This window comes from Streptomyces sp. NPDC101191, from assembly GCF_044767915.1.
GTDB lineage: Bacteria > Actinomycetota > Actinomycetes > Streptomycetales > Streptomycetaceae > Streptomyces.
Genome location: NZ_JBIWOU010000009.1, coordinates 331,830 through 344,032, shown reverse-complemented (window position 1 = coordinate 344,032; position 12,203 = coordinate 331,830). Strand labels below are relative to the sequence as shown.

General features: G+C 72.8%; 8 protein-coding genes. 2 read left to right on the top strand and 6 right to left on the bottom strand.

Going from position 1 to position 12,203, the window contains the following annotated elements:
- Nucleotides 1-110: 110 nt before the first annotated feature.
- Nucleotides 111-947: an SAM-dependent methyltransferase gene (locus ACIRQF_RS31470; RefSeq protein ID WP_404097432.1), complete on the top strand. Its 837-nt coding sequence runs from the start codon at nucleotides 111-113 to the stop codon at nucleotides 945-947.
- A gap of 123 nt (nucleotides 948-1,070) precedes the next feature.
- On the opposite strand, the gene ACIRQF_RS31465 is transcribed toward ACIRQF_RS31470, so the two are convergent.
- The 3 genes from ACIRQF_RS31465 to ACIRQF_RS31455 form a co-directional block, all read right to left on the bottom strand.
- A complete protein-coding gene (locus tag ACIRQF_RS31465; RefSeq protein WP_404097430.1) occupies nucleotides 1,071-1,535 on the bottom strand; it encodes a hypothetical protein in 465 nt (154 codons plus the stop codon).
- Between the two features lie 404 nt (nucleotides 1,536-1,939).
- Nucleotides 1,940-2,293, bottom strand: a complete 354-nt coding sequence (locus ACIRQF_RS31460; RefSeq protein ID WP_404097427.1) for a hypothetical protein — start codon at nucleotides 2,291-2,293, stop codon at nucleotides 1,940-1,942.
- Entirely contained in the window at nucleotides 2,290-3,855 is a 1,566-nt protein-coding gene (locus tag ACIRQF_RS31455) for a hypothetical protein (protein WP_404097424.1), read from the bottom strand. The genes ACIRQF_RS31460 and ACIRQF_RS31455 overlap by 4 nt, the downstream gene beginning before the upstream one ends.
- Before the next feature lie 301 nt (nucleotides 3,856-4,156).
- Here ACIRQF_RS31455 and ACIRQF_RS31450 point away from each other — a divergent pair, with 301 nt between their 5' ends.
- Nucleotides 4,157-5,077, top strand: coding sequence for a hypothetical protein (locus tag ACIRQF_RS31450; protein ID WP_404097422.1), 921 nt, complete (start codon nucleotides 4,157-4,159; stop codon nucleotides 5,075-5,077).
- Between the two features lie 269 nt (nucleotides 5,078-5,346).
- On the opposite strand, the gene ACIRQF_RS31445 is transcribed toward ACIRQF_RS31450, so the two are convergent.
- The 3 genes from ACIRQF_RS31445 to mobF form a co-directional block, all read right to left on the bottom strand.
- Nucleotides 5,347-5,922, bottom strand: coding sequence for a hypothetical protein (locus ACIRQF_RS31445; RefSeq protein ID WP_404097420.1), 576 nt, complete (start codon nucleotides 5,920-5,922; stop codon nucleotides 5,347-5,349).
- 139 nt (nucleotides 5,923-6,061) lie between these two features.
- Nucleotides 6,062-7,363: a DUF1173 family protein gene (locus ACIRQF_RS31440; protein WP_404097417.1), complete on the bottom strand. Its 1,302-nt coding sequence runs from the start codon at nucleotides 7,361-7,363 to the stop codon at nucleotides 6,062-6,064.
- 112 nt (nucleotides 7,364-7,475) lie between these two features.
- Nucleotides 7,476-12,155: a MobF family relaxase gene (gene mobF / locus ACIRQF_RS31435; RefSeq protein WP_404097414.1), complete on the bottom strand. Its 4,680-nt coding sequence runs from the start codon at nucleotides 12,153-12,155 to the stop codon at nucleotides 7,476-7,478.
- Nucleotides 12,156-12,203 lie beyond the last annotated feature (48 nt).

Below are 12,203 nucleotides of genomic sequence, written 5' to 3'. Positions count from 1 at the left end.
TCCGGCCGTTGACCAGAGGCGATGCCTGGAAGCGTCAGACCGACCCCTCCAAGGACGCCACGCTGTCTACGGTGAGGCGCACGGCGCACGCCAACGAGGGGAAACGACCTGTGAGCGAGCAGTCCGATCTTGCGCTGGAGTTCGGTGCCGAGTCGGAATTAGGGCAGGACAGGGCGCACAGTGCCCGGATGTACGACTACTACCTCGGCGGGAAGAGCAACTACATCGTGGACCGTCAGGCAGCCGCCGACGTCGCCGCGGCCTTCCCCGCCATCGAGGTGGCCGTCCGGGCCAACCGGGCCTACACCCGACGTGCCGGGGAGTATCTGGCGCGGCAGGGGGTGCGGCAGTTCATCGACGTGGGCATGGGAATCCCGGCCTCGCCCCATCTCCACGAAGTGGTCCAGGCCGTCACGCCCGGGGCGGCGGTCGTCTACGCCGACAACGACCCGATCGTGCTCGTCTACGCCGACGAGCTCGAGGACAGCACCCCAGAGGGAACCACCCGCTGTGTCGAGGCGGACCTGCGGCAGCCGAACGAGCTGCTGGCGGTCGTGGAGCGGACAGGATGCATCGACTTCGGCCGGCCGGTGGCATTGATCCTGCACGCCCTGCTGGACTTCGTCCCCGATGGCATGAACCCGTACGAGATGGTGGGCCAACTGGTGGAGCGGCTGTCACCGGGGTCGTATCTGAGCCTGTCGCACACCACCGGCGACTTCGCCCCGGAACGCTGGAAGGCCGTCGTCGGCGCATACCGGCAGCACGGCATTGCCACCCAGCCGCGCACCAAGGCCGAGGTGCTGCGGTTCTTCCATGGGCTCGAACTCACCGCCCCGGGACTCGCTGTGGCACACCGGTGGCGCCCCGATCGTGCAAGTGGCCCGAGCCTGGCCACGGACAGGCAGGTCTCCGTGTATGCCGGGGTGGCGCGAAAACCTGCATGAGCTGCACCGTCCTGCTGCGCGTCCGCGTTCCCACAGTGCCGTAGCGGCGTTCCAGAGTCGATGGCGCCACTGGCTCTGGAACTGGCGGAATTGACCTTCCGTGCAAGGCGCCGCGCGCCCCTTCTACCGCGTGCGGTCTTCGCCTCCCGGCAGGCCCATGACGCTCAGGGCTTCTTCCCATGCCCCTCCCCCCGCCGGAAGGGGAGAAGAGGGAGGGCAGTCGATGATGACCGGGGTGTAGTCCTGCCGGACGGCCGGGGGCGGAGCGGAGAAGGCCGAGTCGACGTCGATGATCCGGACCCGGTTGCCATACAGGGCGGCGGCGTGGCGGCCCATGTCGAACGACGCGTGGGTCTTGCCGGGCAGCGTCCTGTCGCCCGCATCCGACATCGCTCGGAGCCGGGCCATCAACTCCCCCAGCTCCTGGGTCGCTTCAGTGGTGGGCCCCGGGGCGGCTGGCTGCGCGGTGGCGGCGGTGGAGGTTTGTTGTGCGACGGCGCGGCGGGCCACGTTGTAGCGCATGCCGGGGTGCTCGGCCATGTACTGGCGCACGAGGCGGTCCTGGTCGCGGTCTTCGGCGTGAGTCATGATGCGGTCCCTTCCAGGCCGGGCCTGCGACCCCACGCGTCGCGGGCCGACGAAGGAGTGGTCGGTCCACGTCATGCCAAAGCACTGCGCGAGTCTGCGACTCTTGGCCTCAACGGCCCCGACGGCGTGGGCGGGGGCCTGGACACGGGCGTGGCGCGGATCTGCCCGCTGTCACTGTAGCGCCTCGGACCGAGGCCGGGTGGCGCACCATGTCATCCACGTGACGCCGAGCAGAGGTCAATCGCCCTGCCTGGCAGGGCGGTTGGGATCGCCACGAGGGTGCGCATCCGGCCCCGGGGCGGCGGGTGCGCACGGGCAGGGGCACGTCTTTGGCGAGCGGAGCGTGGCTGTCGGCTGGGTTCCTTGGGTCCCCCGGTGTGCCGGTGTCCGGCGCGTTGCGGGTATCACGTCCGAGGGTGGCGACCGGCTCGCCGGCGGTGTTCGCCCTCGGATGCGGTCGGGGCGGGAGCAAGGCAGTCGGCCGCGACAACGAGCGGGACTAGCACCGCCACCGAGGCGAGTGCCACAAGTCCGGCCAGCCGGATCGCGGCACCCAGTAGTGCGACGACGGTCGCCGCCACCCACCCCGTCGGCGGCAGCCACAGCGCCACGAGGATCAGCCCGTGACCGGCGGCGACGGCTGCCAGGGCGACGACAGTCGCCATCGCCGCCATCGCGAGGTGCCGCAGGCCGCGCCGGATGAGCGGGGCGACCATCCGCAGCAGCAGGGAGATGACGGTGCTCAGCGCCCGGGTCACCGATGCACTCCGGGCGTGGTGGGAGCGGCGGCCAGGGCCTGGGTGTGGGCCTCGTCGTGGGCGGTGGGCGCCGCCGGGCCGGGGCCGGCCGGGGCGGCTGGGCGGGCCATGGCCTCCTGCAGGCGGGCGCGGATGTCCTCCTCGTCGAGGGGCAGCGCGGAGGCGGCGGTGTGCTCCAGTGCGTCGCGGGCCTGGGTCAGCAGGTCGGCCTCGGTGCTGGTGATGGCGCGCCGGCGGGCGGGCACCGGCTGCTGGAGCTGGTAGTGGATCTGGCCCTCCAGCACCTGAGCCGCGCGATCGAGGGTGCCGAAGGCCTCGATGACGCGGCGCTGGGTCTGCGCGGCCGCGACCGGGGCGAGCTCCTCGGGCAGGTCACGGGGGGCCGTGGCGGGGTGGACCAGGCGGCCGAGCGCGTCGTGCACCAGGTGCAGTTGGCCCTCGCGCGCGGCCAGGTAGGCGGTGGCGGCGTGCAGCAGTTCCGGGTCGGCGAAGTAGTCGGCGCCGTCCTCGGTCATGGTCGCGGCGCGCTGTGCGACCAGGTCCTCCACGGCGTCCTGAGCGGTGGCCGAGTCACGGCGCCAGGCGGCGGCCGGGCCGCTGATGGCCAGGGCGCGGGCCGGGATCGGGAAGGCGTCCAGGAGCTGCTGTGCCTCCTGCTCGCGTCCCGAGTGTGCGGCGGCGGTGTAGGCGCGGACGGTCTCGCGGGCCTGGGCCAGGTGCGCGGCGCGCGGCGCGTCGAGGGCGGGGACGGTGACGTTCAGCAGCAGGCCGTCGGCCTGCCGGTCGCGCAGGTAGTCGGTGATGTCCGGCTCGAGGACGGCCCGCAACTGCTGGGCGTGCGCGTCGCGCAGGGCGATCTGGTCAAGCAGCCAGTCGGCCATCTCCCGGAGCGCCGGGACGTCGGCGGCCAGGGACTCCACGGCGTGCCAGTCCTCGATCAGCTCGGCGCGCGGGCGGTAGTCGCGCTCCAGCCGGTCGAGGAGGTCGGCCATCCTGCGGCCGGTGCTGACCACCAACTCCTCGGTGGCCTCGTCCTGTTCACCGGCGCTCGCCAGGCTCTGGCCGAGCACGGAGGGCGGAGGGTAACCGGCCAGGTCGCGCATGTGGCAGCTCCAGGCGGCGGCCGCGGCAACCCACCCGAGCTCGAGGCCCTGCGGCGCCTCGGCGCATCGCCGGTAGAGCCAGCTGGCCAGCATTGCGGTGAGCCGGGCTTCGTCGTTGCCCGGATCGTGCATCAGCTCGGCGGCGAGCTCGCCGGGGGTATGCTCGCGCAGGTTGCCGGGCTCGGCGGTGAGGATGGCCAGCTGCCGTACCCCGTCGTCCAGTTGGAGCCAGCGGCGCAGGGTCTCCAGCCGGCCGTGGGTGACCTCCTCCACCGCGATGCGCGTGAGGTCGGCACCCCGGCGGGCGATACCGCTCTCCCCCACCCGGGGAGCCTCAGCCCCGGCCCATCCGGCCGGCTCGCTTGGCTCCGCCACCCACACCAAGGCGTACGCGTCCTCTCCCCGCTCGGCAAGCCAGGCGAGGAACTCGTCGGGGAGAGGGGCGTGCTGTTCGCTCATCGAGGGACCTTCGGCTCGGCGGTGGGACGCCGCGCGGCCCGTGGACGGCGGCTGACGGCAGCTTGCCCGCGCCCGTGCGGGTCACCGGTTGGATCACCGGAGCAGTTCCGTCACACGGGAGCCGAGAGTCCACGGTCCGCAGGGACGTCCCGTGGGGCGGGACAGACACGGCACAAGGGCCTCGCGCAAGGCGCACGACAGCGGGTGGGAAGGGGGGACATCGTGCAAGTCCTCACGGCATGTCAGTGCGCATTGGCAGACTGCCCTTGCCCGATCTCCCACAGGATGGACGACTTCGACTATGCGCAGCGAGTACGTGAACCCCGACACCCAGGCAGCCATGGCGAGGGCCGGGTATCGCGGGGTGCCCGGCCGCACCTATCACTCGCCGCTCCCCGACGCGTTGTCCCCTTGGTACCTCTACGAGCCGTCCTCGGGGCACTCCCTCGCCGTGGTGATCGAGTCGCTGTGGGAGCCGGACGCAGATCCGAACCGGGAGTTGACGCTCGCGCCGGTGAAACTCGTTCTGCGCTGCCCTTGGAGGATCGAGGGGGGCTGGATCGTCGCGGACATCCCATACGACGAACGGCTGGGCGTTATCTCGCAGGACGAGGACGACGAGTACTCCGACGGCGTCACCGAAGGCATTGGGGGCGGCTCAGAGCAGGCCAGGACGGCGATGGTCGTGGGCGAGCCCTACCCGGGCGCCTTGAATTTCCCCATGCCGGACGCCTCGCAGATGCTCCTGACGCCGACCGCGGGCACCTTGCTGGTGTTCCTGGGCGGGCTGCAGCGGACGGAGATCGACGCGTTTCGGGACGGGAAGGCGCACTTCGCGCTCGTCCACTCCGACCATGCCTTGCTCCTCTTGTACCGCTTCGACTACGCCGACGGCCGCCCCGCGGGCTGGTCGGACACGGAGTGGGTGGCCGGTTCTCAGGAGAGGGCGGGCTACTCGGTCGGGGTACCGGGGGCGCCGGGGGGCACCTTCGCGCTGGCGGTACATCTGATCGACGCGCAGAGCGGCATCGTTCGGGTGAACCGGCTGATCACAGTTCCGGCCAGGTTTGCGGACCAGTTGCGCAGCGCGGTGGCCGCCCAGTTGAAGGCGGGCCCCAACCCGACTGCGGCGCTGAACGACGTCGAGAGCTGGTATCGGTTCACACAGCGCGATCTGCTCAAGCGGGCGGTGGCGGACTTCCGGTCCACGAAGTCGCGCTGATCCTGGGCAGGCGCGTGGGAGCGCGGTGAAGCGGCTAGCCGTGCCGAACACGTCTCCACTGGTGCCGGCCGCGGCCTCGCCGCCATCAAGCCGCGCGCCGCGGGCGCGGGCGTACCCTCGAGGGCTCCGGCCATCTGCTCCATTACGTGCGCGCCGAACCGTGCGGCGGCTGTCGGCGTGCCGGCGCTATGTGTAGACGAAGCCCAGGCAGTTGTCCGTGAGGTCCGGGCGGGGCGGTTTCTGGTTCACGAGGTGCGTTTTCTGCACTTTCAGCGTCCTTGCCCGGAGCGCTGACGGCGGGGCCGCTGTGGGGTGCGGCGCGGGCGCCGTACGGGGGCAGGGTCGCCTTCGGCGGGGGCTGAGGAGAAGCCGCCCGCGATGCCCGGCCGGGCGGGGGCCTGCACCTGCGGGTCGGGCGAAGCGGGCCGCTTGGTGGTGCGGTCCGGCCGGGCGGCGCGGGCCACGACGGTGGCGTTCGGGATGTGCGGGGCGCAGGTTTCGCAGACCTCTTCGAGGCTCCACACGCGGCGCACGATCGGGTCGTGCCGCAGGATCATCACCACTCCGCCTGCGCAGGACGTCTTGGTGTCGGGGTGGGAGCCGCATCGCTGGGAGCCGCAGTGGCAGTAGGCGTTGGGGTTGACCCTGGCGGCCTTCGCGTGCGCGGCGGCATGCGCCGCGGCGAAGACACGCAGCCCGTTGAGGTCCTCGGAACGGGCCGGCATCCGGCACGCCGTATTGCTGCAGGCGACCTGGGCGGCGCGGGCGCCGTGGCCGGTGATGCGGACCGTCCAGGCCCGTCCGGGGATGCGCTCGGTGGAGGATTCGCTGTAGGCGGTCGTCACGGCCGTCCGTTTCTGGTTGCTCGGTTACTCGGTGATGTTGCTCCACTATGTGTTACCCACTGGGGCGTTGGGCAGCGGGTTTCGGCTCCGGGCGGCACGCGTTCCAGGTGGTGAGGCGGCCACCCGCAGCGGTGTCCCATCAGACGGCCGGCTCCGTCGGAACGTGCAGATGCGGCCTCGCGGGCGTCTGGTGGCCGGCGTCAGGTACTCGAGCCGCGCTGGCGCGGCGCACGAGCTCGGGCAGCGGTTGGGTGACATCCCACTCGATGAGCTGGCCGGGGTGACGCTGGTAGAACTCCCGCTTCTCGGCCTTGCGCCGGTCGTAGGTCTCCCGGCCGTGGATGCCGTAGACCTCGACGTAGGCCGCGGGCACCACGTCGGTGAGAACGAAGTCGGGCAGGACGGCCTCGGCCGAGTCGTAGCGCAGGGGCTTGATGAAGGCGCGGCGACAGGCGGCGAGGGCGTCGGCCATGACCACCTCGTAGGAGGAGTCGGCGGGGATGTAGGTAGCGGTGGTGAGCATCGCGGCCAGGTCGACGGCGATGAGGTGGCCCTTGGGGCTGCGCTCGACGACGAACAGGGCGATCCGGGTGGCCCTGTGCTCGGTGGCCGTCTTGCCGAAGGCGTGCCGGTAGGAGCGGGCGGCCCGCTCGTGCAGGGCCGCGCGGGCGTAGAGCGGGGTGCGCTGGTGGGCGAGGCGGTAGGCGACGCCGTACGGGGTGGGTGCGACCTCTTTGATCTGTCCGAGGATCAGGGCGCGTCGTTCGGTCGTGCCGTGGCGTCCCAGCGTTGCGCGGAAGGCGTCCAGAGCGGCGGTGTTGGCGTCGGCCGCGGCGGGGGTGAAGGACGGTACGACGTAGAGCACCTCGTCCACGGCCCGGCCGTTGATGGTGGTCTCGCGCAGTTGGTGGCGCAGCCGGGCGTGGCAGGTGCGCCAGGTGGGGCGTCCTGTCTGCGGGTGCCAGACGTTGAGTTGGGCCGCTTCCCAGAGCCAGTGCAGCAGTCCGAGCAGACCGACCAGGCGCCGCGATCCTGCGTCGTCGCTGGTCTCCTCCGGCGCGCTCTCGTGTGTTTCGGGCTTCGCCAGCTGGTGGGTGAGGGGGGCGGCCAGGCGGATGGACACGCCGTCGTCGGTCTCTCGGATGGCCTGCGTGCTGTAGTGGTCGCGGCCGGACAGGCCGGGTGCGAGTTTGTGGAAGGGGCAGGTGGGGTCGTGTTGTTCGCCCTCGCCGGGCCAGCCGGCGACGTGGTAGCGGCCCGTGCGGGTGCAGCGGATCACCAGGCGCAGGGCGGGGCGGCGGCACAGGCACCAGGCGTGGCCGACCTCGGCCCGGGCCCGGGCGAAGAGCGGGGCGGCCTGGGTGGAGTGCTCGCGCAGCCAGGCCAGTTGTACGGTGCGGCCTGCCAGTTGGATGCGTCCGGGGCCGGGGGTGGGTGTCATGTCCGTCTTCCTTCAGCCGGATACCGGCCCGTTCCGTGGGGCTGATCCTTCGGGTGCGGGGGTGTCGGTGCCGTGCGTGTCCGGGCGTTTGAGGGCCGCGCGGTGAGGGTGTTCAGCGGGTCGGGGGCCGGTGGCCGGGGCGGTGGGTGCCGGGTGGGGGTTGCTGGCGCAGCGGCGAGGTCGGCGGCAGGAGGGCCGCGCGTTCGGCGGCGGTGCGCTCCCGCATCTGTTCCAGACGGCGCTCGACGCGGGCGTGGGTGTACAGGTCGATCGCGTCGGTGAGGTGGTCCCATTCCTCGCCGTCGAGGCCCACCGGGCGCGGGCCGAGGACGTCGGGGCCGGCGCGGTGGTGGCGGCGGCGGTAGTCGCCGATGGCGGTCAGGAGCTTGGTGTAGGTGCGCTGCTCGTCCTCGTCGTCCTCGCCGGGCGCGGTGATCTCCTCCATCCAGGCTTCGGGCAGGGGTTCGCCGGCGAGCACGGCGGCCAGGGCGCGCCGCGCTAGGCGCGCGTCGAGTGCTGCGTAGGTAAGGGGGGCGACGCCCATCGGGTCGCGCAGGGCCGGATGGTCGGGCAGAGGTCCGGCGGGCGGCGGAGCGTCGAGGTGGCTGAGGGCCGCCTCGATCACGACGGAGGAGGGGGCCTCGGGCGGCGGGAGCTGCACCGGGCGGCGGCGTCCGGTCAGGGCACGCACCCGGGCATCCAGGTCGTCCCAGGCCGCCGCGTCGCCCGGATCGGCCGGGCGCGGGCCCAGTCCGGGGACTCCTGTGATGGCGTGGCGGGTGCGCCACAGTTCCACCAGAGCGGCTGTGGTGGCCCATGCGTGGCGGCGCCGGGGGGCGCTGGCGGGCGGCGGCGGGCCGAGCGGGCGGGCCCATGCGGGCGGGGCGGCGGCAAGGGTGTGACCGCGGTCGGCGAGCGAGCGGGCCAGGATGCGGTGGCGTTCGGCGAGGTGCGTGACCCAGTGCTCGGGGGTGTCGGGATGGACCAGGGCATGCCGGTCGGCGACCCAGTCGGGTATCTCACCGCGGTAGTTGGGCCGGTGCGGAGCATGGTCGGGCAGGCGTTCACGCCAGCGCAGCTCGGCGTAGATCTTGTCGGAGACGGCGTCGGCGCGGGCCAGCGCGGCGCGCGCGCCGTGCCGGCGCTCGGCCGTGGCGGTGCGCCGGGTCGTGAGGTTGCGGCGGATCGCGGACAGTGCCGTGGTGCTGGTGGCGGCCCGTTCACGCTGGTAGTCCTCGCGGGCGGCGTCGCGCCAGTTCAGGGCGCGGCGCAGCTGGGATTCGCGGGTGAGGTCGGCGATCACGTGCCGGGCCGTGTCGGAGAGCGGGGTCCGGCTGGTCTGGGCGCGGCGGATCTGGGTGCGCACCATGGCCAGTTGGGCGGCGAGTTCGCGGCGGGTCAGCTCGCCCATGGGGCGCTGGTCCCAGGCGGGATGGGTGTGGCCGGCGCGGGTGGTGACGGGCGCGGGCAGGTGGGTGAAGGCGGCGTCGGCGGCCTTGAGGGCCTCGCGGGCGGCGGCCCGGTGGGAGGCGGCGAGCCTGGTGAGGGTGTGCAGTTGGGCCAGCGTGAGCGCGGCCAGCGGACGAGGCCGGTCGTCCTGTTGGGCTTCGGCGGCGTCCTTGAGGCGTTCGCGCAGCCGCCAGGTCAGCACGGCCGAGGGGTCGTCCGCGTCGGCGAAGCCGCGCCTGGGAACGGTGTGGGACAGCAGGCGGGGCAGTTCGAATCCGGCCCGCTCGGCGTCGTGCAGGGCGCGGATCAGGGCCGGGTAGGCGTCGGCGGCCATGAACATCGCGGCCCGGTCGGGGCCGAGGGCACGCTCGAGCAGGCCGGTCAGCCGGGCGGTGGTGGCGCGCTCGGCGACGTCGGCGAACTCGGCGGACAGTTGCCCGGGCGCGCTGATTTCCTGCTGCAGCGCGGCGATCGACTCGGTCGCCGACAGCTGGGCGCGCCGCCGCGCGGCGATCTGGGCGAGGACGTCGTCCAGGCGGTCGCCGTCCTCGAGGGAGACGTAGAGGCGGTTGGTGCGCGCCCCGCGGGTCAGCTGGACGTAGACGCCTTCGCGGTTGGAGCGCGCGGAGGCCAGCGCGTGCGAGGTGTCGACCGTCATGCCCTGGGCGCGGTGGATGGTGGAGGCGTAGCCGAGCTCGCACTGGGCGGCCAGGTAGTCGGCGGGCAGGCGGATGCGGCCGCGGTGCTGGGTGTGGCGGACCACCACGTCCCCGTTGGTGAGGATCTTGGTGACGGTCCAGGTGTCGCCGTTCTTCACGAAGTCGCGTCCGCCGCGCACGGTCATGCGGCGGCGGTTGAGGCGGGTGACGATGATGTCGCCGACGTGTGCGCGTTGCCCGGCGCGCAAGGCGGCGGCCTGGCTGGTGTCGACGGTGCCGGCCTCGATGTGCCAGGCCTGGGCGCGCCGGTTGAGGGCGGTCACGGTCGCGGTGTCGGCGGCCGTCATCAGCGAGGTGAGTCCCTTGCCCAGGTCCTTGGCCCAGGCGGTGAACACCGCGTCGCACATCGCCTCGTAGTTTCCGCCGACGACCCGGCCCTTGTTGCGGTACCAGGTGAACGCGGCCCGGTTGTCGTCGCTGTCGCGCAGGACGAGGGAGGCGTCGGCTTCCCCGGGCACACGGAAGCGGTGCAGCTGGTCGAGTTCGATCGCGCCGCCTGCCCGGGCGATGAGCCGGAGGGCTCCCCCGGCCTCGACGGCGGCGAGCTGGTGCGGGTCGCCGAGCAGGCGCACCACCGCACCGGCGGCTGATGCGTCGGCGAGGATCTCATCGAGGAGGAGGGTGCCGGCCATGCCCGCTTCGTCGATGAGGACGACGTCGCCGGGGCGCAGCTGGAAGTCCTTGCCGACCGTCTTTCCGTCGGCGGCCCGGCCGCGCTGGTGCAGCCAGGAGTGCAGGGTGTGGGCGCGGCGCTGGAGGTCGCCGCCGAGGACTTTCGCCGCGCGGGAGGACGGTGCGAGCGGGATGAGCCGGCCGCCGGCGGCGTCCACGGCGCGGGCCACCAGCCGCATCGCCGTGGTCTTTCCGGCGCCTGCTGGGCCCAGGCCGGCCAGCAGCAGCTTCTCCGACAGTACGAAGGAGGAGGCCAGCGCGCGCTGTCCGGCATCCATCGGGCCGCGGTTCAGGGCGGCGACGCGGGTGAACGTGCCCCGGCCGACGGGCGGGATGACGCTTGTCCGGGCGGCGGCCAGGAGCCGGTTCTCGGCGGCCAGCAGGGAGTGCGTGGTGTAGGTCTGCGAGCCGATGGGCCGGTAGACGGATGTGCCGTCCGCGCGCTGCAGGTCGGGGTGCGTGGGGTTGATCTCGGGCGGGGTGATGTCCAGGCAGTCGCCGTGGGCGAGGACCCGGTCGGTGATCTCCTCGGCCGCCTGGTCCTCGGCGGTGGCTCCGGCCAGGGTCCGCATCAGGTAGCGGCGCGCCTCGGCCAGCACGTGGCGGCGGCGGAAGGTGGTGCGCCGTTCGGCGACCGCCGCCAGGACCTGCTCGGCCGCGTCGGCGAGGTCGAATGCGGCCGGGGCGGGCCGCCCTTGGGCGGCGGCCTGCGCGGTGGCGAGCAGGTTGTCGACGGTGTCGCGGTCGGTGACCGCGATGGCCCGGCGCCGCCACGTGGCCAGAAGCTCGTCCAGCGAGCGCGCCGTGCGTTTGGCGGGACGGGTCTGGCTGCGGGCCCGATCGAGCAGGGCGTAGCGGGCCCGTCCGTGCGGCTGGCGTCCATGGTGTCTTCGGTAGTCGTCGAAGAGAGCATCCGCCGTGGTGCGTACGGCGTCGCCCCGCTGCGCGAACGCGGCGCGGATCCGCTGGTCGATTCCGACGATTCTCATCACCGGCCGCTGGCCGGGGGTGACCTCAACCTCCTCGGTGGCCAGGCCCAATCTGCCGCAGATCAGCTCGAGGGAACGCTGGTTGAACAGTTCGCTGGCCACGACCACTTCACGCATCAACAGGCGGGTGTCGAGGTTGCGCCAGCGGCCGTCCGGTCCTCTCACCCGCGGGGATATGACCGCGTGTTCATGCACCATCGGGTCGCCGGCACGGGATTCGTAGTGGAGATAGACGGTGGCCAGCAGTCCCGGCTCGGCCTTTTCCTGGGCCACACCGCCCGGGCCTGTGCGCACAGCGAGGGCGTGCTCCTCCAGCCACGCCACGGCTTCCGCGCGGGCCTGCGCCAGGACATCGAGGACGATCCGCCGCACCTCGGGGCCGCCCAGCGCGAACAGCAGCGACAACTCCTCGGAGGAGAAGGTGAGGTCGTAGCCCGTGCGGGCCTGGCGCTGCGGGCCGGTCCGCGCCGTCAGGAACCGGCCGAGCTCGGCGCCGTCGGCCGGTGCCCGGTGGTACTCGGCCTCGAAGGCGAGCGCCGCGGTACGCATCCGCAGCTCCTTCGTCTCCGCCTTCGTCAGGGGGCGGCACACCTGCTCACTCGCCTGCTGCAGGACCTGCTCGATCTCCTTATCCAGCGGGGAGAGCTCGGCCAACTGCGGCACGGCCGGCCCCAGCTTGGCCGCCTTCATGGCCTTCTTGAGCGAGGCGCCCCGGGCAAGCTCCCGGGCAGCGATCGCTTCGGCGTCGGGGTGCATGCCAAGCCCGAACAGGGCCCGCATCTGCGCCTCGCTCACGACGCCGGACAGCCCCAAAGACCGGGCGGCCCGCCCGTGCCACAGCCCCGGCGGCACCCCCGGCACGCTGGAGGACACCGTCGGCTCACTGCCCCGCGCACCGTCACCGAGGGCGATGTCGCGCCGGTAGTAGCGCTCATTCTTTGCCGTAATCCCCTTCGCCGTCATCCCCACGACGCCAGCAGAACACCACGCAGCAGAGTCATGCGGGCCGTA